Below are 20,753 nucleotides of genomic sequence, written 5' to 3'. Positions count from 1 at the left end.
GCTGCCCACACCCCCGTTCGGGGGTAGTGAGACCTGCATCACGGATTACACGATGCCAGAGAGCCGCCCGGCAATGGTCCGGTACCGAAGGAGACGCGTATGACGAGTGCGACGGAGGACTTCCGCAGGGCACGGGACTTCCTGCTGGAACACCGTACGGACTATGCCACCGCCTACGAGGGCTTCGCGTGGCCCCGTCCGGACCACTTCAACTGGGCGCTCGACTGGTTCGACGTGATCGCCGAGGGCAACGACCGCACCGCCCTGCACATCGTCGAGGAGGACGGCACCGAGACGAAGCTGTCCTTCGCCGAGCTGTCCGAACGCTCCGACCGGGTCGCGAACCATCTGCGGGCGCGGGGCGTCGAGCCGGAGGACCGCATCCTCGTCATGCTCGGCAACCAGGCCGAGCTGTGGGAGACCGCGCTGGCCGCGATGAAGCTGCGCGCCGTCGTCATCCCGGCCACCCCGCTGCTCGGCCCGGCCGACCTGCGCGACCGTGTCGACCGGGGCCGGGTGAAGCACGTCATCACGCGCGCCGAGGACGCCGCCAAGTTCGCCGAGGTGCCGGGCGTGTACACCCGGATCGCGGTGGGCGGGCCGGCGGAGGGCTGGGAGGCGTACGAGGACGCGTACGTGGCGTCCGCCGAGTTCCTGCCGGACGGGCCGACGCTGGCCGACGACCCACTGATGCTCTACTTCACCTCGGGCACCACCGCCCGGCCCAAGCTGGTCGAGCACACCCACACCTCGTACCCCATCGGCCATCTGGCCACCCTCTACTGGATCGGCCTCAAGCCCGGCGACGTCCATCTGAACATCTCCTCGCCGGGCTGGGCCAAGCACGCCTGGTCGAACCTGTTCGCGCCGTGGAACGCGGAGGCGACCGTCTTCATCCACAACTACAGCCGCTTCGACGCGGGCCGGCTGATGGCCGAGATGGACCGGCACGGGGTGACCTCCTTCTGCGCTCCGCCGACGGTGTGGCGGATGCTGATCCAGGCCGACCTGACGCAGCTGCGCACCCCGCCCCGTGAGGTGGTGGCGGCCGGCGAGCCGCTCAACCCCGAGGTGATCGAGCAGGTGCGGCGGGCCTGGCACGTCACCATCCGGGACGGGTTCGGGCAGACCGAGACGGCCGTACAGGTCTCCAACAGCCCCGGACAGCCGCTGAAGACCGGCTCCATGGGCCGTCCGAGTCCCGGGTACCGGGTCGAGCTGCTCGACCCGGTGTCGGGCGCGCCGGGGGCGGCGGAGGGCGAGATCGCCCTCGACCTGTCGGCGCGGCCGGTGGGCCTGATGACCGGGTACCACGGGGACGCGGACCGTACGGCGGAGGCGATGGCCGGCGGCTACTACCGCACCGGTGACATCGGCTCCCGGGACGAGGACGGTTACATCACCTACGTCGGCCGCGCGGACGACGTGTTCAAGGCGTCCGACTACAAGATCAGCCCGTTCGAGCTGGAGAGCGCGCTCCTCGAACACGAGGCGGTGGCCGAGGCGGCCGTCGTCCCGGCGCCGGACGAACTGCGGCTCGCCGTGCCCAAGGCGTACATCGTCCTCGCGGCGGGCTGGGAGCCGGGCCCGGACACCGCGAAGGTGCTCTTCGAGCACTCCCGTCAGGTCCTGGCGCCGTACAAGCGGGTCCGCAGGCTGGAGTTCGGGGCCTTGCCCAAGACCGTCTCCGGCAAGATCCGCCGGATCGAACTGCGTGAGGCCACGGCGGCCGGGTCCGCGGACGAGTACCGCGAGGAGGACTTCAGGTGAGCACCTCGTACACACACGGCACCAGCGGGACCGTGCTGCTCGGCGACACCATCGGCGCCGACCTCGACCGGGCCGTCGCGGCCTGGCCGGACCGCGAGGCACTCGTCGACGTGCCGTCCGGACGGCGCTGGACGTACGGCGAGTTCGCCGCGGACGTGGACCGGTTGGCGTACGCGCTGCTGGCGAGCGGGGTAGCCAAGGGCGACCGGGTGGGGATCTGGGCGGTCAACTGCGCGGAGTGGGTGCTCGTCCAGTACGCCACCGCCCGGATCGGCGCGATCATGGTGAACATCAATCCGGCCTACCGCACCCATGAGGTCGAGTACGTCCTCAACCAGGCGGGGATCTCCCTGCTGTTCGCCTCCCTCAGCCACAAGAGCAGCGACTACCGGGCGATGGTGGAGGAAGTTCGGGGCAGGTGCCCGGAGTTGCGGGAGACCGTGTACATCGGGGATCCGAGCTGGGAGGCGTTGCTCCGGCGTGGAACCCCCGACCTGTACGAGGAGTTCCGGACCCGCAGGAGTGAGCTGTCCTGCGACGACCCCATCAACATCCAGTACACCTCAGGGACGACCGGCTTCCCGAAGGGCGCCACCCTCTCCCACCACAACATCCTCAACAACGGTTACTTCGTCGGAGAGTTGATCTCCTACACCGAGCAGGACCGGATCTGCATCCCGGTGCCCTTTTATCACTGTTTTGGCATGGTTATGGGGAATTTGGCCGCCACCTCGCACGGCGCCTGCATCGTGATCCCGGCCCCGTCCTTCGACCCCGAGGCCACCCTGGAGGCGGTCCAGCGGGAGCGCTGCACCTCGCTGTACGGCGTCCCGACCATGTTCATCGCGGAGCTGAACCTCCCCGGCTTCGCCTCGTACGACCTCTCCACGCTGCGCACCGGCATCATGGCGGGCTCGCCCTGCCCGGTCGAGGTGATGAAGCGGGTGGTCGCGGAGATGCACATGGCGGAGGTCTCCATCTGCTACGGCATGACCGAGACGAGCCCCGTGTCCCTCCAGACCCGTATCGACGACGACCTGGAACACCGCACCGGCACGGTCGGCCGGGTGCTGCCGCACCTGGAGGTCAAGGTCGTCGACCCGGCCACCGGGGTCACCCAACCCCGCTGCGTGGCAGGTGAGTTGTGCACCCGCGGCTACAGCGTGATGCTCGGCTACTGGAACGAGCCCGAGAAGACCGCGGAGGCCGTCGACGCCGGGCGCTGGATGCACACCGGCGACCTGGCGATGATGCGTGACGACGGGTACGTCGAGATCGTCGGCCGGATCAAGGACATGATCATCAGGGGTGGCGAGAACATCTACCCGCGGGAGATCGAGGAGTTCCTCTACGCCCACCCCAAGATCCGTGACGTCCAGGTGGTCGGGGTGCCGCACGAGCGGTACGGCGAGGAGGTCCTGGCCTGTGTCATCCCGCACGACCCGGCGGAGCCGCTCACCCTGGAGGAGCTGCGGGCCTTCTGCCAGGGCCGGCTGGCCCACTACAAGGTGCCGAGCCGACTGCAGATCATGGACGACTTCCCGATGACGGTGTCGGGAAAGGTCCGCAAGATCGAACTGAGGGAGACGTACAGCGCCCCGTAAGGGGCGCGGGGTGTGTCGATGCGCGGCTGCCGCGGCGCGGGCGCGCCAAGCCCCCACCGGCCCGCGGGCGAATCAGCTTCCCGTGGAGGCGAGTTCGTCCGCGGGCCCGTTCATCGGCTGCGGCGTCCCCGTGAGGTCCAGCACGAAGAGCGCTATCCCCAGCGCGTCGGCCCGCTCACGTGCCTCCTCGGCGTACCCCGCGAGGGAGAAGTACACGCACCCCGAGTCCTCCGTCATCGCCGTCAGCCACAGGCACTCCACGTCCCGCAGTGAGGCCGGCCGCACGGTCGGGTCCACCTGGGCGACCAGACCGCGCGCGGCCAGGCCGATGCCGGACGGCGGCCGCTGGTCGGCGCGGCGTATGTCCCGGTAGCCGAGCCAGCGCAGATAGAGCGCGGCGGCGGTGACCGCGTCCCGGGCGGTCCGGATCGGAACCGGCTGGAAGGGCGACCGCGGCTCGGGGGCCGGCGCGGGCGCGGACTCGGTCCCGGCGACCGGGACGCGCAGCACCGCCCCGCACGGGCAGCCCAGCTCCGGCTGTGGCCACTGGTCCCGGCGGCCGCAGGAGCCGCAGCTCACCATCACCCAGTCCTCGTCCCAGGCGCGGTGGGCCACCGAAGTCGGCGCGGTCCTGCCGTCGAGGGACGGGGTGACCGGGGCACCGCAGGCGCAGGGGTACGACGGCGCGGTGTAGACGTGCTCGCGCCGACAGGCCGGACAGCGCACCGGCACGGTCTCGGACATGGCCCCACCCCAGCGTCGCGTCGGTTCAGCGGTCCCATGGTGCTCCCGCCGGGGCCTGCTTGTCCGTCCCTTGACGACGTTCGCCCCCGCGCCTACATTGATTTCAGATAGTAGAAGTTAGTTTCCGTATTGCGGAATTATGCTCACCGCAGGGCGCGACGGGAGCAGGCATCCGACAGCCGAAGCAGGAGTACTCGATGGCTCGAATGACCGCTGCCCGCGCGGCAGTTGAGATCCTCAAGCGCGAGGGCGTCAGCGCCGCGTTCGGGGTGCCGGGCGCGGCGATCAACCCGTTCTACGCGGCACTCAAGGCCTCCGGGGGCGTCAACCACACCCTCGCCCGCCATGTCGAGGGCGCCTCGCACATGGCCGAGGGCTACACCCGCACCCACCCCGGCAACATCGGCGTCTGCATCGGCACCTCCGGTCCGGCCGGCACCGACATGATCACCGGGTTGTACTCGGCCACCGGCGACTCCGTCCCGATCCTCTGCATCACCGGCCAGGCACCGACCGCGGTGATCCACAAGGAGGACTTCCAGGCGGTCGACATCGCCTCGATCGCCAAGCCGGTGACGAAGATGGCGGTCACCGTGCTGGAGGCGGCCCAGGTCCCCGGCGTCTTCCAGCAGGCCTTCCATCTGATGCGCTCCGGCCGCCCCGGTCCGGTCCTGATCGACCTGCCGATCGACGTCCAGCTCACCGAGATCGAGTTCGACCCGGAGACCTACGAGCCGCTCCCGGTCTACAAGCCGGCCGCGACCCGCGCCCAGATCGAGAAGGCGATCGGTCTGCTGAACGCCTCCGAGCGGCCGCTGATCGTCGCGGGCGGCGGGGTCATCAACGCCGACGCCGCCGAACTGCTGGTGGAGTTCGCGGAGTTGACGGGGATCCCGGTCGTCCCCACCCTCATGGGCTGGGGCGTGCTCCCCGACGACCACGAGCTGAACGCCGGCATGGTCGGCCTGCAGACCTCGCACCGCTACGGCAACGCGACCTTCCTGGAGTCCGACTTCGTCCTCGGCATCGGCAACCGCTGGGCCAACCGCCACACCGGCAGGCTGGACGTCTACACGGCCGGCCGGAAGTTCGTGCACGTCGACATCGAGCCCACTCAGATCGGCAAGATCTTCGCCCCCGACTACGGCATCGCCTCCGACGCGAAGGCCGCTCTGGAGCTCTTCGTCGAGGTGGCACGGGAGTCGAAGGCGGCGGGCAGGCTCCCCGACCGGAGCGAGTGGGCCGCGGCGGCCCAGGAGAAGAAGGCGACCCTCCAGCGCCGTACCCACTTCGACGACATCCCGATCAAGCCGCAGCGCGTCTACGAGGAGATGAACAAGGCCTTCGGTCCGGAGACCCGGTACGTGTCCACGATCGGCCTCTCGCAGATCGCCGGCGCCCAGATGCTGCACGTCTTCAGGCCGCGGCACTGGATCAACTGTGGCCAGGCGGGCCCCCTCGGCTGGACGATCCCGGCCGCGCTGGGCGTGGCCAAGGCCGACCCGGAGGCCTCCGTCGTCGCTCTCTCCGGCGACTACGACTTCCAGTTCATGCTGGAGGAACTGGCGGTCGGCGCGCAGCACAAGATCCCGTACGTCCACGTCCTCGTCAACAACTCCTACCTGGGCCTGATCCGTCAGGCACAGCGGGCGTTCGACATCGACTTCCAGGTCAACCTGGAGTTCGAGAACATCAACTCGCCCGAGCTGGGCGTCTACGGCGTCGACCATGTGAAGGTCGTCGAGGGCCTGGGCTGCAAGGCGATCCGGGTGACCGACCCGAACGAGCTGGCCGCGGCCTTCGAGCAGGCCAGGAAGCTGGCGCAGGAGCACCGGGTGCCGGTGGTGGTGGAGGCGATCCTGGAGCGGGTCACCAACATCTCGATGTCCACCACCAACGACATCGGCAACGTGGTCGAGTTCGAGGAGATCGCGACCGAGCCCGGCCATGCGCCGACGTCGATCAGGACACTGAAGGTCTGAGCCGGGGCACGACGACCGGCGCGTACACCGAAGCGGGCGGCCCATCCGAGGGATGGACCGCCCGCTTCGCGCTGTGGGTGACACGGGGCCCGCCGCCCCCGTGCCGGCGGGCTCCGTGTGGAGTGAATATGCCCGCCGACTGGGGCGGTTGAAGCCTGCTGAACAGGATTCAGAGCTTGATTTGAGGATCGGCCATCCGCTTTACCCGGGTTCACGGGCTTTCGGGATGCTCGGTGAGCCCCGGCCAGTCGTCCGGTCCGCCGCCCTGCCATTCGATGAGGTCGCTCTCCTCGACCTCGATCCGGTCCAGATCGGCCATCCGCAGGATCTCGATCACGTCGTCGAGGTGGGAGGCGAGCCCCAGGGTCACCTCCCCCTCGGTGACGCGTCGGGAGCCGTCCAGGGCGGGAGCGTGCACGACGATGTGAGGGAACTCCGTCGGTGGGTGCGCTGTCATGCCTTCAGCGTGCTGCGGCCGGCGCGGATGCGCACGCCGAAGCGGGGATGCGGGTACGCCGAAGCGCCGGAGCGGAGGACGCGGACGGTTCCGCATCCGGCGCTCCGGCGCTCGGTCGGGCCTCTTCGGCTGTGGCCGTCCGACGGCGCGAGGCTGGGCGCGACAGGTCGTTCGCGCCGCCGGACGGGGTCTGGGAACGGCTGGGACCGCGGCGGGTGCGACGGAGCCGGGGCGCGCTTCCCTCTGGTCGGGAAGGGCGCTCGGTTCCTTCACCACCGCACTGGCTCGCACGCCGCCGCGGTCCTTGCCACGCCCGCGCACCACCGGCCGGCCACCCCTCATCCGGGCCGTCCGGCTGTGCGCGGGCCGTCTGTGTCAGTCCTCGCGCAGGGCGTGGACCGCCTCCTCCACGCGCTTGCCGTACTCCGGGTCGGCGGCGTGCAAGTGGGCCAGGTTCTTCTCGATCACGTCGTCACGGGAGACCTGCGAGAGGCCGCCGGCGGACGGCCGGTCTCCACCGGGCCGTCGTACGAGTTCGGCTCGTAGTTCTTGGCGTGCCGGCCCTGCGGGTTGGCGGCCATGAGGCCGTCGCGGCCGTAGTTCTGCGCGGTCGTCGCCTTCGGGGCGGCACGAAGTTGTTGGGGGAGAAAGCGGCCTGCGGCCACACCTTGGACTGCGCCCAGAAGTCCCAGACGTTGTCCGGCTCCTGACGGCCCGTGAAGGGGTCGCGCTTCTGTGAGTGGATGAAGTCGGGGAACTTTACGGGGTCCTTGATGAAGAACACCGGGGTGTTGTTCCCGCCGAGGGAGTCGGCGACCGTCGAGAACCGCAGGAAGACGTCGGTGCGCCCGCCGACCGTGCTCAGGAAGTCGGCATGGGTGAAGCCGGTGACGTCGTCGGTCACCTCGAAGTAGCCGTACGCGCCACTCGGTGGTGAGCACGCGCTTCGACATCGTGGACCTTCCGTGCGGGTGTCAGCGGAAATTTCTTTTCGCTTTGTGGAGCCTAGGATCGCGTCGGCTGGGGCGTCAACAGTTTGTTGAAGTGGTTTCCGGGCGGCACCGGCGCCTGGGCGCGACAGGACAGTTGTCAGCGCCGGCGCCGCCCGGAAGTCATGGGGTACGGCTCAGACCCGGGCGCCGGAGAGGCGCTCCACCGCGCGCAGCAGCGCGGAGTGGTCCAGGCCGCCGTCACCCTGTGCGCGCAGGGAGGCGACCAGCTGGGCCACCACGGCACCGACCGGCAGGGCGGCGCCGACATTGCGGGCCGCGTCGGTCACGATGCCCATGTCCTTGTGGTGCAGGTCGATCCGGAAGCCCGGGGCGAAGTCGCGGTTCAGGAAGTTGTCCTTCTTCCGCGTCAGCACGGTCGAGCCGGCCAGGCCGCCGTTCAGCACGTCCAGCGCGGCCGTCAGGTCCACGCCGGACTTCTCCAGGAAGACCACGGCCTCGGCGCACGCCTGGATGTTCACGGCGACGATCAGCTGGTTGGCGGCCTTCACGGTCTGGCCGGAACCGTGCGGGCCGCACAGCACGATGGTCCTGCCCAGCGCCTCGAAGATCGGCTTCGCGGTGTCGAAGTCGGCCTGCTCGCCGCCGACCATGATGGACAGCACGGCCTCGATCGCCCCGGCCTCGCCGCCGGACACCGGCGCGTCGAGCACGCGGATGCCCCTGTCCCGCGCCGCCTTCGCCAGGTCGACGGAGGTCTGCGGGGTGATGGACGACATGTCGACGATGAGCGCGCCGGACCGTGCGTTCTCCAGGATGCCGTCCGGGCCGTACGCGATGGCCTCGACCTGCGGCGACGCGGGAACCATGGTGATGACCACGTCCGCGTCCCGCACGGCCTCGGCGATCGAGGCGGCCGCGGTGCCGCCGGCCGCGGCCAGCCGGTCCAGCTTGTCCTGCTCCAGCGTGAAGCCGGTGACGTCGTAGCCCGCCTTGATCAGGTTCTCGGACATCGGGGAGCCCATGATGCCGAGGCCTATCCAGGCGATCTTGGGGAGTGTGCTCATAGGGGGTGCCTCTCTGACTGCTGTGATACGTCTGCTGCTCGGCGGGCGTCGCCAAAAGCAGCGGTCACCTCAACGGGCGGCGCGCTGCTCCACCGGCAGCCAGCCGAAGGTGTCCGCGCTCGGGCGGTCGCCCGGCTTGTACTCCAGGCCCACCCAGCCGTCGTAACCGGCCTTCCGCAGCTGGTCGAGCAGCTCCTCCAGGGGGAGCGAACCCGTGCCCGGGGCGCCACGGCCGGGGTTGTCGGCGATCTGCACATGGCCGGTCTTCGCCGCGTACCGCTCGATCACCGACGGCAGGTCCTCGCCGTTCATGGACAGGTGGTAGAGGTCCATGAGGAAGCGCGCGTTGCCGAGTCCCGTGGCCTCGTTGACCTTGTCGACGACGCCGACGCCGGCCGGTGCGCTCACCAGCGGGTACCGCGGCGACTCGGGCCGGTTGAGGGTCTCGATCAGGAGCACCGCGCCGATCCGGTCGGCCGCGCGGGCCGCGAGTGCCAGGTTCTCCAGGGCCAGCGCGTCCTGCTCGGCCGGGTCCACGCCCTCGACACGGTTGCCGTACAGCGCGTTGAGGGCCTTGCAGCCGAGCGACTGGGCGAAGCCGGCCGCCACCTCGATGTTGGCGCGGAACTTCTCCGACTCCGCGCCCGGGATCGACAGGGCGCCCCGGTCGGGGCCGGGCAGTTGCCCGGCGTAGAAGTTCAGGCCCGTCAGCCGCACGCCCGCGTCCTCGATCGCGCTCTTCAGCGCGTCGAGCTCGGACCGCTCTGGGGTGGGGGAGTCGACCCAGGGCCACCACAGCTCGACCGCGCCGAAGCCGGCCGCGGCGGCGGCCGCGGGGCGCTCCAGGAGCGGGAGTTCCGTGAAGAGGATCGACAGGTTGACGTTGAAGCGCTGCTCTGCGGCTGCGCTCAATTCAAAACCTGGCATGGGGGTCGGCGCTCCCTTCCGCTGTCTGTAATTCCGTATTACGGAAGTTGGTTTCTGCTTAATGGAAGACTGCCTGTGCCCGGGGAGAGCTGTCAAGAGCGCCCGCGCAAAACCCGCGCCCTACCCTGAAGGCATGGCACGGTCCAACGACGAGGTCGCCGCCCTGCTCCAGGAGTACGCGGACCTGATCTCGATCACCGGCGGAGACGCCTTCAAGGCGCGGGTCTACGAGAAGGCCGCCCGGGCGGTCGGCGGTCACCACGCCGATGCCGCCACGCTCGACCTCAAGGGGCTCCAGGAGATCCCGAACGTCGGGAAGTCGATCGCCCAGAAGGTCCTGGAGTTCTTCGACAAGGGCAGCGTGTCCGCGGTGGAGGAGCTGCGGGCGAAGATCCCGGCCGGGGTACGGCGGCTGACCGCCATCCCCACCCTCGGTCCGAAGAAGGCGATGGCGGTCTACGAGGAGCTGGGCATCTCCTCGGTCGAGGAACTGGCCGACGCCATCGACCAGGAGCGGCTGCGCGATCTCAAGGGCTTCGGGCCGAAGACCGAGGAGAACATCCTGCACGGAATCGAGCTGCTCCGGTCGGCCGGGGGCCGGGTGCGGCTCGACGTCGCCATGGACCTGGCAGAGAGCGTCGTCGGCGCGCTGTCCGCGGTGACCGGCTGCGAGAAGTGCGCGTACGCCGGGTCGCTGCGCCGGTTCCGCGAGACGATCGGTGACATCGACATCCTCGTCGCGGCCAGGAAGTCCGCGCCGATCATGCGGGCGTTCACCGAGCTGCCGTACGTCACCGAGGTCATCGGGCAGGGCGAGACCAAAACGTCGGTCCGCACCAGCAAGGGGCTCAACGTCGACCTGCGGGTCGTACCGCCGGACTCGTGGGGCGCGGCGCTCCAGTACTTCACCGGCTCGAAGGCCCACAACATCCGCACCCGCGAACGGGCCGTGCACCAGAAGCTCAAGCTCTCCGAGTACGGGCTCTTCGACGTCGAGAGCGGCGAGAAGATCGTCTCCGGAACGGAGGAGGAGGTGTACGCCCGCCTGGGCCTGCCCTGGATCCCGCCGACCCTGCGCGAGGACCGCGGCGAGATCGAGGCCGGGTTGCGGGACGAGCTGCCGGAGCTGGTCACCGAGGCCGACCTGCGCGGCGACCTGCACACCCACACCGACCTCACCGACGGGCTCGCACCGCTGGAGGAGATGGTGGAGGCGGCGGCCCGGCGCGGCTACGCCTACTACGCGATCACCGACCACGCGCCCGACCTGGCCATGCAGCGTATGACCGACGAGCGGATGCTGGCCCAGCGTGAGCGGGTGCGCGAGCTGGACGGCACGTACCCCACCAAGGGGCGGCGCGGCGGGCTACGACTGCTGCACGGCACCGAGCTGAACATCGGCCCCGAGGGCGAGGTGGACTGGCCGGACGACTTCCTCGCCGGGTTCGACCTGTGCGTGGCGTCGATCCACTCGCACTTCAAGCAGAGCCGCGAGGCCCTGACCCGGCGGCTCGTCCGGGCCTGCGAGAACCCGCACGTCCACATCATCGGCCACCCCACCACCCGCCTCATCGACAGGCGTCCCGGCATCGACGCCGACCTCGACGCGGTCTTCGCCGCGTGCGCCCGCACGGGCACGGCCCTGGAGATCAACGCCCACCCGGACCGCCTCGACCTGCGTGACGAGGACATCCTGCGGGCCCGGCGGCACGGCGTGAAGTTCGCCGTGAACAGCGACGCCCACGCCGTCCCCCATCTGGCCGCCATGCGGTACGGCATCGGCACCGCCCAGCGCGGCTGGCTCACCAAGGACGACGTGATCAACACCTGGCCGGAGCGCCGACTGCGCGGCTTCCTGCGCAAGCGCGGCTGAGCCGGGAGACCGCCACCCGGCCTGTCACCTCATGACCGGGGCGAGCACCGCCACGTGCGGCACACGCGAGCGGGCCCGGGGCTGATCCACCGGACGAACGGCCTGACAGACGACCAGGCGGAGGGGCGCCCCGGTCGGCTAGGGTCGGCTCGTGGCGGACGCAGCGGCTCCGTCGCGGTGGAACTGACTGGCCCGGAGTGCGTCGCGGCTGTGCAGCGGTCGGCCGAAGTGCAGGTCAGGGACGTTTTCTGGGGGCGCAATGCGATTGAGAGTGGAGTTCACGACCGAGCCCTTCGACCTGGACGAGGCACCCGCGCACGCGCTGGTCGCCCGAGAGGTCATCGAGGGTGCTCAGCTGGACGCGGTGGACGTCGGGCCGTTCGGGAACACGGCCGAGGGCGGCGCCGACGCCGTACTCGGCGCCGTGGACGCGCTGCTGCGCCGGAGCCTGGAGGCCGGGGCCACCCGGATCTCTCTCCAGGTCAACGTGGTGGGGGAGGACGGCGACAAGTGACCGGAAACGCGGACGAGCCCTTCATCACGGCCGTGAAGCCGCTGGTCGACGCCATGGGCGGGGAGATGCTCCCGCCCGACGAGGCCGGCGCCGACGACGTCGTCCTCGCCTGGGAGGGCGTCGACGTGGTCGCCGTACGGCTGCCGCAGCTCGCCGACTCCCTCGATCACATCCTGGCCGCCATGGAGCGCAAGCAGGGCAAGCCGCTGGCCGACCTGGACCGCAAGGCGAAGCAGGAGGTCGTGCGCATACTGGAGGCGCGGGGCGCCTTCTCCGTACGGCACGGTGTGGAGACCGTGGCGGGCGCGCTCGGCGTGAGCCGCTTCACCGTCTACAACTACCTCAACCGCGAGAAGGAGAGCTGACCCGCGGGGTGCGTCCCGGGGTTGTTACGCGGAATTTTCAACAAAGTGTTGACGCTGGGTTCCGGAGGGCGTTAGCTAACGGCAGCCCGTTCAGCACGAAGGCCGCCTACGGCCACGGAGGCTCCCGTGACGTCGACTTCCACGCCCCCGGGTCTGGCCCGGTTCAATGTTCTGGAGGAGCACGCGGCCCTCGCCGCCCTCCACGAGGCGTGTGCCTCCACCGCATGGGCCCGGCGCCTGCTCGCCGCCCGCCCCTACACCACCCCCGAGGCCCTCTGCTCCGCCAGTGACGCGGCCATGGCCGAACTGGGCCCGGCCGACCTGGCGGAGGCCATGGCCGGACACCCGCCGATCGGCCGCCCCAGGCCCGGTGACCCGACCTCGGCCCGCGAACAGTCCGGCATGGCCGACGCCGCCGAAGCACTCAAGGCGGAGATGCTCGAACTCAACCTGGCGTACCAGGAGAAGTTCGGCCATGTCTTCCTGATCTGCGCGACCGGCCGCAGCGGCGAGGAGATGCGGGACGCGGTCAAGGAGCGGATCGGCAACGCGCCCGAGCAGGAGCGGGAGATCGTCCGCACCGAACTGGGCAAGATCAACCGCATCCGGCTCGCCCGACTCGTCGCAGAGGACGCCTGACACCATGAGCACCAGCACCACCGCCTCCGTGTCCACCCACATCCTGGACACCTCGCTCGGCCGCCCCGCCGAGGGTGTCGCCGTCCAGCTGTCCGCCCGCCAGGGCCGGTCCGCCCACTATGGGCAGGGAGGTGTCTGGCAGGCGCTCGGCGGCGGCGCGACCGACACGGACGGCCGGTGCAAGGGCCTGCCGGCGCTGCCGGAGGGGACCACCCACGTACGGCTCGACTTCGCCGTGGAGCCGTATTTCGAGAAGTTCACGAAGAAGCAAGCCGATGCGCAGCAGGACGCCCCCGCGAATCGGGACAGCGGGCCGGCCGTGTTCTTCCCGGAGGTGGCGATCACGTTCGCCGTCGTACCGGGCGAGCACTACCACGTACCGCTGCTGCTCAACCCGTTCGGCTACTCCGTTTACCGAGGGAGCTAGCTACATGCCTACCATTCTTGGGCAGAACCAGTACGGCAAGGCCGAGAACCGGGTCGTGAAGATCACGCGGGACGGTGCCACCCACCACATCAAGGACCTGAACGTGTCGGTGTCGCTCTCCGGCGACATGGACGAGGTCCACTACTCCGGCTCCAACGCCAACGTCCTGCCGACGGACACCACCAAGAACACGGTGTTCGCGTTCGCCAAGGAGCACGGCATCGAGTCGGCCGAACAGTTCGGCATCCACCTGGCCCGGCACTTCGTGACCAGCCAGGAGCCGATCAGGACGGCCCGGATCCGGATAGAGGAGTACGCCTGGGAGCGCATCGAGGCCTCCGACGCCAACTCGAAGTTCATCGGCGCCGACGAGGTCAAGCACTCCTTCGTGCGCAAGGGCCAGGAGACCCGGCTCACGCAGATCACGTACGACGGTTCGCAGTGGGAGGTCATATCCGGCCTCAAGGACCTCGTCGTGATGAACTCGACCAACTCCGAGTTCTGGGGCTACGTCAAGGACAAGTACACGACCCTCCCCGAGGCGTACGACCGCATCCTGGCCACCCAGGTCTCCGCCCGCTGGCGGTTCAACTGGACCGACGACGAGCAGAAGATGCCGAGTTGGGAGAAGTCCTACGAGCAGACGAAGAAGCACATGCTCCAGGCCTTCGCCGAGACGTACTCCCTCTCGCTCCAGCAGACGCTGTACCAGATGGGCTCGCGCATCATCGACAACCGCGGCGAGATAGACGAGGTCCGCTTCTCGCTGCCGAACAAGCACCACTTCCTGGTCGACCTGGAGCCGTTCGGGCTCAAGAACGACAATGAGGTCTACTACGCCGCCGACCGGCCCTACGGCCTGATCGAGGCGACCATCCTCCGGGACGGCTGCGCCGCGAGGATCCCGGTGGACCTCACCAACCTCTGATCCGCCCCACATTCTCGGCACCCGCGGCCGGTGACGCCCTGCGCTCCGGCCGCGGCACTCAAATCCCCGGGGTCCTGCCGTGCCCTCACCACAAGTCCACTGAGCGAAAAGGACGAATCATGGCAGCAGACCGGCGCACCGTCATCGAGAACTGTTCGATCGCGACCGTCGACGCCCACGACACCGAGTACGCCAGCGGGTACGTCGTCATCGCCGGCAACCGTATCGAGTCGCTCGGCGCGGGCCGGGCACCCGAGGGCCTGGAGAACGTCGTACGCCGTATCGACGCCACCGGTCATCTGGTGACGCCCGGCCTGGTCAACAGCCACCACCACTACTACCAGTGGATCACCCGGGGCCTGGCCACCGACCACAACCTCTTCAACTGGCTGGTCGCGCTGTACCCGACCTGGGCACGCATCGACGAGCCGATGGTGTACGCGGCCGCCCAGGGCTCGCTCGCGATGATGGCCCGCGGCGGTGTCACCACCGCGATGGACCACCACTACGTCTACCCGAAGGACTCCGGCGACCTCTCCGGCGCGATCATCCGCGCCGCCCGCGAGACCGGCGTCCGCTTCACCCTCGCCCGCGGCTCCATGGACCGCAGCGAGAAGGACGGCGGCCTGCCCCCGGACTTCGCCGTCGAGACCCTCGAAGGCGCCCTCGCCGCCACCGAGGCGACCGTCAAGGAGCACCACGACCCCTCCTTCGACGCGATGACGCAGGTGGCCGTCGCCCCCTGCTCGCCGTTCTCCGTCTCCACCGAACTCCTCCGGCAGGGAGCCGAGTTGGCCCGCCGCCTCGGAGTGCGCCTGCACACCCACGGCTCGGAGACCGTCGAGGAGGAGCAGTTCTGCAAGGAGCTGTTCGGGATGGGCCCGACCGACTACTTCGAGTCCACCGGCTGGCTAGGCGAGGACGTGTGGATGGCGCACTGCGTCCACATGAACGACTCCGACATCGCCGCGTTCGCCCGCACGCAGACCGGCGTCGCTCACTGCCCGTCCTCCAACGCCCGCCTCGCGGCCGGCATCGCGCGCGTCCCCGACATGCTCGCCGCCGGCGTCCCGGTCGGCCTCGGCGTCGACGGCACCGCGTCCAACGAGTCCGGCGAACTCCACACCGAGCTGCGCAACGCACTGCTGATCAACCGCCTCGGCGCACACCGGGAGGCCGCCCTCAACGCCCGCCAGGCACTGCGCCTCGGCACCTACGGCGGCGCCCAGGTCCTCGGCCGCGCAGGCCAGATCGGCTCCCTGGAACCCGGCAAGCTCGCCGACCTGGTGCTCTGGAAGCTGGACACCCTCGCCCACGCCTCCATCGCCGACCCGGTCACCGCCCTGGTCTTCGGCGCGGCAGCCCCGGTCACGGCCTCCTACGTGAACGGCCGTCAGATCGTCGAGGACAACCGCCTGCTGCACGTTGACGAGGACGCGATCGCCCGCTCCACGCGAGCCGAGGCCCAGCGCCTGGCGCACATCGCCGCACGGTAACTCCTCGCTTCCGTAGGGCATTTCAGCTCCGGCCAGGAGGGACGGCTCCCGGCCGGCAGCCGTGGACCCCAGCGGGGTCCACGGCGGCCGTCTCCTGGGCGCGTGCTTCCTCGCGCGCGCCCAGGAACGGTCACCCTTCCCCCTTCGGTCCCGCATGGCCGACACGCACCACCTCCCTGAAACCCGCGTCAGAGCCGACGCGTACCCGACCGGAGGAGAGCCGCTGTGTCCTCGCACCCCGTCGACGAGAAACTCCCGCCCCTGAAAATGGCCACCACGGGCCTCCAGCACGTGGCCGCGATGTACGCCGGAGTCGTCGCCCCGCCCCTGATCGTCGGCGCGGCCATCGGCCTGTCCGGCACCGAACTGACCTTCCTCACCGGCGCCTGCCTCTTCACCGCGGGCCTCGCCACCTTCCTGCAGACCCTCGGCGTCTGGAAGATCGGCGCCCGGCTGCCCTTCGTCAACGGCGTCACCTTCGCCGGGGTCGCCCCGATGACCGCGATCGCCGCCTCCACCCACGACAGGTCCGACGCCCTGCCGGTCATCTTCGGCGCGGTGATCGTCGCCGGCCTGCTCGGCTTCCTCGCCGCCTCCTCCTTCAGCAAGGCGGTCCGGTTCTTCCCGCCCGTCGTCACCGGCACGGTCATCACCCTCATCGGCGTCTCGCTGCTCCCGGTGGCCTTCGGCTGGGCACAGGGCCCCGACCCGGCGGCGCACGACTACGGTGCGGCCAAGTACCTGGGCCTGGCCGCCGCGACCCTCCTCATGGTCCTGCTCCTGCGCCGCTTCACCCGGGGCTTCGTCAAACAGGTCGCCGTGCTGATCGGCCTGGTCGCCGGCACGGTCCTCGCCCTGCCCTTCGGTCTCACGGACTTCGGCCCGGTCGCCGACGCGGACGTCGTCGGCTTCCCGACCCCCTTCCACTTCGGCGCCCCGCAGTTCCACCTCGCCGCGATCCTCTCCATGTGCGTGGTGATGGTGGTCTCGATGACCGAGTCGACCGCGGACATGCTGGCGCTGGGCGAGATCGTCGAACGCCCCGCCGACGAGCGGACGATCGCGGCCGGGCTGCGCGCCGACACCCTCGGCTCGGCGATCAGCCCGCTCTTCAACGGGTTCATGTGCAGTGCCTTCGCCCAGAACATCGGCCTGGTCGCGATGACCCGGATCCGCAGCCGGTTCGTGGTCGCGGTCGGCGGCGGCTTCCTGGTGCTGATGGGACTGTGCCCGATGGCGGCCTCGCTGATCGCCGTCGTACCCCGGCCGGTGCTGGGCGGCGCGGGCGTGGTCCTCTTCGGCTCGGTGGCCGCCAGCGGCATCCAGACCCTGGTCAGGGCCGGCCTGGACAAGGACGAGAACGTGCTGGTCGTCGCCGTCTCCCTCGCCGTCGGCATCGTGCCGATCACCGCGCCGGACTTCTACCACGCCTTCCCGGAGACCGCCCGGATCGTCCTGGACTCGGGCATCTCGACGGGCTGCGTGGCGGCCGTACTGCTCAACCTCGTCTTCAACCACCTGGGCCGGCGGCGCGCCGAAGCGAAGGGCACGGCCTCCGAAGCCACCGAAGTTCCTGAGGCCCCGGGGCCGTGCCCCTCACATCGCCTCGGTCGATCTCGTAACGTCCCTGCGGGCGGTCTCCCGGTCCTGCGTGCCGGCGGCCGCCGCGCAGCCGAATTCAGCCGGCGCCCCGGACCGACTGGCAGGGGCTGAGCGCGGGGAGCCGGCCGGTCAGGTACGAGCGGGGCGGAACGCCCATCAGGGCGCGGAAGTCGGACGTCATGTGCGACTGGTCGAAGTAGCCGGTGGCGGCGGCCAGTTCGGACCAGGCCGCGCTGCCCGCCCGGGCGGCGAGCGTGCGGACGCGGTCGATACGGGCGTAGTGCTTCGGGGAGACGCCGATGCCGTCGGTGAACAGGTTCCGCAACTGGCGTTCGCTGACCGCCAGTTCCCGGGCCACGTCCCGCACCTGGGCGGGCGCCCGGTCCAGCCGCACCGACAGCGCCTTGACGCCCGCCCGCAGCAGCGCCGTCCGGGCCGGATCCGACTGCTCCGACAGCATCCCGGGCAGCACCTCGGTGATACGCGGCAGCGCCTCCCGCGGGTCCAGCCACCGCACCTCACGCGCGAACCGGCGGGCCGCCCCGCCCGGCAGGTCGTCCAGCGGCACCACCCGGCCGACCAGACCCGCGGCCGGAACACCCAGCAGGGGCCGGGCGGTTCCCGGAGCGAGGCGCAACTCCACGCACGAGATATGGGACTTGCCCGCGTGGTAGGTCGCCCGCACCCGCGGCCCGATGGCCAGGACGTCACGCCGGCCGTCCCCCGTCACCCGCAGCGCCACCTTGATCGCCGCGTCCGGCAGATGGACGAACGCCCCCTCGGGCGGCTCGGCGAAGGACATGGTCCGCACCTCGGCGATCCACGGGCGCAGCCCCTCGGGCGGGGCCGGAAGCGACTGGGCGATGGTCATCGGCACGCTTCCACGGTAAGCGAGCCGCGCCACCGTCCGGGCGGCCGGGCCGTGCCGGTATTTCCAAGAGCCGGCCGCCCGGACCCGCCCATCGTGGTCCGCATGATTCTGGTGACGGGTGCCACGGGCACCATCGGCAGTGACGTCGTACGGCAGTTGGCCGAGCGCGGTACGAAGGTGCGCGCGCTCTCCCGGGACCCGGCGAAGGCACGGGTGCCCGCCGGGGTGGAGGTGGTGCGCGGGGACTACGGCGACCCCTCCTCCCTGGACGCCGCGCTGGCCGGCACGACGGCCGCGTTCCTGCTCAGGCCGCCCGGCCCCGACGCGGGAGAGGACGCGGCGCTGGTCGCCGCGGCGCGGACGGCGGGCGTGCAGCGGCTGGTGAGACTCTCCGCCATCGCCACCGGCGATCCGGCCTCCGGCCCCTCCTCGCAGTGGCATGTCGACGGCGAGCGGGCGGTGCGGGACAGCGGGCTCGCCTGGACGGTGCTCCAGCCGTCGTCGTTCGCCTCCAACACGCTGACCTGGAGGGAAGCGCTCCGGGCGGACCAGCCGGTGCCCAACATGACCGGAGACGGCGCCTCGGGCGTGATCGACCCGCGCGACATCGCCGAGGTGGCGGTGCGGGCCCTGCTGGACGCCGGGCACGCCGGGCGGACGTACGTCCTGACCGGTCCCGAGGCGATCACCGTGCCGGGCCAGGCCACCGTGCTCGCCGAGGTTCTCGGCCGTCCGGTCCCGACCCGGGACCTGTCCCCGGACGAGACCCGCGACTTCCTCCGCACGGCCTGGGGCATGGACGGGACCCGGGCGGAAGGCGTCCTGACCGGCCTGGCGTTCGTCCGCGCCGGAGGCAACGCGCTGATCACCGAGGACGTCACCGAGGTGCTGGGCCGGCCGGCCCGGACCTTCCGCACCTGGGCCGAGGACAACAAGGGCCTCTTCGCGGCGGGTTGAGGAGCGCTGCGCACCAGGGACCGCGGCGGCCGCGGTACCGGTTCATGGGTTCCGCGGGCGCAGCACCGCCGCCGCCAGCACCAGGGCGGCCACCGCGATTCCGGTGGCCGCCCGGAACGCCAGCCGGTAGCCCTCCGCCGTGGCGGGGATCAACTCCGTACCCTGGTCGAGGAGTCCGCCGGTGCGGCTCGCCGCCAGGGTGCTCAGTACCGCGAGCCCCAGCGAACCGCCCACCACCTGCGTGGTGTTGAACAGCCCGGACGCCAGGCCCGCGTCCTCCTCGCGCGCCCCGGACATCGCGAGCCCGGTCAGCGCCGGCATCGCCGCGGCGAACCCCGCGGCGAGCAGCAGGAGCGGCGGCAGCACGTCGACGGCGTAGGAGGCGTCGACCGGCACCCGGCCCAGCAGGGCCATCCCGGCGACGATCAGCACCAGACCGCTGAGCAGGACGCGGTACGCGCCGTAGCGGGCGATCGTCCGCGCGGACAGTCCCAGCATCAGCAGCCCGATCGTGACCGGAGCCGGCAGAAAGGCAGTGCCGGTCGCCAACTCGCCGTAGCCGAGGACGCGTTGGAGGTACAGCGCACCGAGGAACTGGAAGCCGAACATCGTCGCGACCATCAGCACCTGTACGGCGTTGGCGCCGGCGAGCAGCCGGGAGCGCAGCAGCCCCAGGCGCAGCAACGGGCGCCGGGCGCGTGCCTGCCGCAGGGTGAACGCCGTGAAAAGGGCGACCGCCAGGGTCGTCAGGAGGAGGGTGGCGAGCGGACCGCGGTCCCCGGCGCCGACGATGACGTAGACCGTGAGCATCAGGGCGCCGGTGACCAGCGCGGCGCCCGGGAAGTCGGCACCCTGGCGCAGGCCGGCGCCCCGGTCCGGGGCGAGGATCCGGGTGGCCACGAACCAGGCGGCCAGCCCTGTCGGCAGGTTGATCAGGAAGATCCAGTGCCAGCTCAGCGCCTGGGTGAGCGCCCCGCCCAGGAAGGTGCCGAGCGCGCCGCCCGCCGCGCCGACCGCGCTGAACACCGCGATGGCCCGGCCTTGTTCACGCGGCTCCGGATAGAGGGCGACCAGCATGCCGAGCACCACCGCGGAGGTCATCGCCCCGCCCACGCCCTGCATCGCCCGCGCCGTGATCAGCACCCCCTGCCCGGTCGCCACCGCGCACAGCAAGGACGCGACCGTGAACAGCGCAAGGCCCGTCGTGAACATCCGCTTGCGGCCCACCAGGTCGCCGAGACGCCCCGTCAGCAGGAGCAGCCCGCCGAACGGGATCAGATACGCGTTGACGACCCAGGCCAGCCCGGGACCGCTGAAACCCAGGTCGCGCTGGATGGCCGGCATCGCCACCGTGACGATGTTGCCGTCGAGGACGGTCATCAGGATCCCCGCGCACAGGACGGCGAGGGACGCCCAACGGGGGTATGTTCGTGTGAGCGCCACCGGGGCCGCCGGTGTCGGTGTCGGTTTTCCGGTCGTGGTCGACATGGCCTCTGGGCCTCCGCAATCGCCGTAGAACTCACCGGACAGATGAACAGGAACAGCTCGTGCACAAGGTGCATGACTTGTAACGGAGTTCA

General features: G+C 70.6%; 18 protein-coding genes and 1 pseudogene. 12 read left to right on the top strand and 7 right to left on the bottom strand.

Going from position 1 to position 20,753, the window contains the following annotated elements; translation table 11 throughout:
* The first annotated feature begins 99 nt into the window (after window positions 1-99).
* Both ACGFZQ_RS15705 and ACGFZQ_RS15700 read left to right on the top strand, forming a co-directional pair.
* Window positions 100-1,770: an AMP-binding protein gene (locus ACGFZQ_RS15705; RefSeq protein ID WP_393840837.1), complete on the top strand. Its 1,671-nt coding sequence runs from the start codon at window positions 100-102 to the stop codon at window positions 1,768-1,770.
* Window positions 1,767-3,374, top strand: coding sequence for an AMP-binding protein (locus ACGFZQ_RS15700; protein ID WP_393840836.1), 1,608 nt, complete (start codon window positions 1,767-1,769; stop codon window positions 3,372-3,374). Before ACGFZQ_RS15705 ends, ACGFZQ_RS15700 begins: the two co-directional genes overlap by 4 nt.
* A 72-nt stretch (window positions 3,375-3,446) precedes the next feature.
* Here ACGFZQ_RS15700 and ACGFZQ_RS15695 read toward each other — a convergent pair whose 3' ends face one another.
* Entirely contained in the window at window positions 3,447-4,118 is a 672-nt protein-coding gene (locus tag ACGFZQ_RS15695) for a hypothetical protein (RefSeq protein WP_393840835.1), read from the bottom strand.
* Between the two features lie 197 nt (window positions 4,119-4,315).
* Between ACGFZQ_RS15695 and gcl the strand changes: the two genes are divergently transcribed.
* Complete coding sequence (gene gcl / locus ACGFZQ_RS15690; RefSeq protein ID WP_351729707.1) at window positions 4,316-6,100, top strand: glyoxylate carboligase; 1,785 nt, start codon at window positions 4,316-4,318, stop codon at window positions 6,098-6,100.
* 211 nt (window positions 6,101-6,311) lie between these two features.
* Here gcl and ACGFZQ_RS15685 read toward each other — a convergent pair whose 3' ends face one another.
* The 4 genes and pseudogenes from ACGFZQ_RS15685 to ACGFZQ_RS15670 form a co-directional block, all read right to left on the bottom strand.
* Window positions 6,312-6,557, bottom strand: a complete 246-nt coding sequence (locus ACGFZQ_RS15685; RefSeq protein WP_351729710.1) for a hypothetical protein — start codon at window positions 6,555-6,557, stop codon at window positions 6,312-6,314.
* A 375-nt stretch (window positions 6,558-6,932) separates the two neighbouring features.
* Window positions 6,933-7,485: pseudogene (locus ACGFZQ_RS15680) on the bottom strand (catalase); the annotation flags it as partial.
* A 198-nt stretch (window positions 7,486-7,683) separates the two neighbouring features.
* Window positions 7,684-8,574: a 2-hydroxy-3-oxopropionate reductase gene (locus ACGFZQ_RS15675; protein ID WP_393840834.1), complete on the bottom strand. Its 891-nt coding sequence runs from the start codon at window positions 8,572-8,574 to the stop codon at window positions 7,684-7,686.
* Window positions 8,575-8,643: 69 nt separating this feature from the next.
* On the bottom strand, window positions 8,644-9,501 hold the full coding sequence (locus tag ACGFZQ_RS15670) for a TIM barrel protein (protein WP_393840833.1): 858 nt from the start codon (window positions 9,499-9,501) through the stop codon (window positions 8,644-8,646).
* A gap of 133 nt (window positions 9,502-9,634) precedes the next feature.
* Here ACGFZQ_RS15670 and polX point away from each other — a divergent pair, with 133 nt between their 5' ends.
* The 8 genes from polX (at window position 9,635) to ACGFZQ_RS15630 (ending at window position 17,456) form a co-directional block, all read left to right on the top strand.
* Window positions 9,635-11,374 (top strand): DNA polymerase/3'-5' exonuclease PolX, encoded by a 1,740-nt coding sequence (gene polX, locus ACGFZQ_RS15665; RefSeq protein ID WP_393840832.1) that lies wholly within the window; start codon window positions 9,635-9,637, stop codon window positions 11,372-11,374.
* Between the two features lie 259 nt (window positions 11,375-11,633).
* Window positions 11,634-11,888, top strand: coding sequence for a hypothetical protein (locus ACGFZQ_RS15660; RefSeq protein ID WP_393840831.1), 255 nt, complete (start codon window positions 11,634-11,636; stop codon window positions 11,886-11,888).
* Window positions 11,885-12,253 (top strand): helix-turn-helix domain-containing protein, encoded by a 369-nt coding sequence (locus tag ACGFZQ_RS15655; protein ID WP_351729725.1) that lies wholly within the window; start codon window positions 11,885-11,887, stop codon window positions 12,251-12,253. Before ACGFZQ_RS15660 ends, ACGFZQ_RS15655 begins: the two co-directional genes overlap by 4 nt.
* Before the next feature lie 126 nt (window positions 12,254-12,379).
* The gene (uraD, locus tag ACGFZQ_RS15650; protein ID WP_393840830.1) at window positions 12,380-12,892 is read left to right on the top strand and encodes a 2-oxo-4-hydroxy-4-carboxy-5-ureidoimidazoline decarboxylase; all 513 of its coding nucleotides are present in this window, start codon (window positions 12,380-12,382) and stop codon (window positions 12,890-12,892) included.
* 4 nt (window positions 12,893-12,896) lie between these two features.
* Window positions 12,897-13,319 carry a hydroxyisourate hydrolase gene (uraH, locus tag ACGFZQ_RS15645; RefSeq protein ID WP_393840829.1) on the top strand — a complete coding sequence of 141 codons (423 nt, stop codon included), beginning with the start codon at window positions 12,897-12,899 and terminating at the stop codon, window positions 13,317-13,319.
* Window positions 13,320-13,323: 4 nt separating this feature from the next.
* Window positions 13,324-14,247 (top strand): factor-independent urate hydroxylase, encoded by a 924-nt coding sequence (gene pucL / locus ACGFZQ_RS15640; RefSeq protein ID WP_393840828.1) that lies wholly within the window; start codon window positions 13,324-13,326, stop codon window positions 14,245-14,247.
* A 119-nt stretch (window positions 14,248-14,366) separates the two neighbouring features.
* Window positions 14,367-15,743 carry an 8-oxoguanine deaminase gene (locus ACGFZQ_RS15635; RefSeq protein WP_393840827.1) on the top strand — a complete coding sequence of 459 codons (1,377 nt, stop codon included), beginning with the start codon at window positions 14,367-14,369 and terminating at the stop codon, window positions 15,741-15,743.
* A 267-nt stretch (window positions 15,744-16,010) separates the two neighbouring features.
* Window positions 16,011-17,456 (top strand): nucleobase:cation symporter-2 family protein, encoded by a 1,446-nt coding sequence (locus ACGFZQ_RS15630; RefSeq protein ID WP_393841190.1) that lies wholly within the window; start codon window positions 16,011-16,013, stop codon window positions 17,454-17,456.
* Here the strand turns inward: ACGFZQ_RS15630 and ACGFZQ_RS15625 are convergent.
* A complete protein-coding gene (locus ACGFZQ_RS15625) occupies window positions 17,422-18,216 on the bottom strand; it encodes a helix-turn-helix domain-containing protein (RefSeq protein ID WP_393841189.1) in 795 nt (264 codons plus the stop codon). The two genes, ACGFZQ_RS15630 and ACGFZQ_RS15625, sit on opposite strands and share 35 nt — an antisense overlap.
* A gap of 93 nt (window positions 18,217-18,309) precedes the next feature.
* On the opposite strand from ACGFZQ_RS15625, the gene ACGFZQ_RS15620 reads away from it, so the two are divergent.
* Window positions 18,310-19,173, top strand: a complete 864-nt coding sequence (locus ACGFZQ_RS15620; protein WP_393840826.1) for an NAD(P)H-binding protein — start codon at window positions 18,310-18,312, stop codon at window positions 19,171-19,173.
* Window positions 19,174-19,215: 42 nt separating this feature from the next.
* On the opposite strand, the gene ACGFZQ_RS15615 is transcribed toward ACGFZQ_RS15620, so the two are convergent.
* A complete protein-coding gene (locus ACGFZQ_RS15615) occupies window positions 19,216-20,661 on the bottom strand; it encodes an MFS transporter (RefSeq protein WP_393840825.1) in 1,446 nt (481 codons plus the stop codon).
* Between the last annotated feature and the right edge of the window lie 92 nt (window positions 20,662-20,753).

Origin of the sequence: Streptomyces sp. NPDC048254 (assembly GCF_043201895.1) — a bacterium.
Taxonomy (GTDB): Bacteria; Actinomycetota; Actinomycetes; order Streptomycetales; family Streptomycetaceae; genus Streptomyces.
Note: the sequence above shows the minus strand (reverse complement) of the source record. Positions and strands in the feature narration are given on the sequence as shown.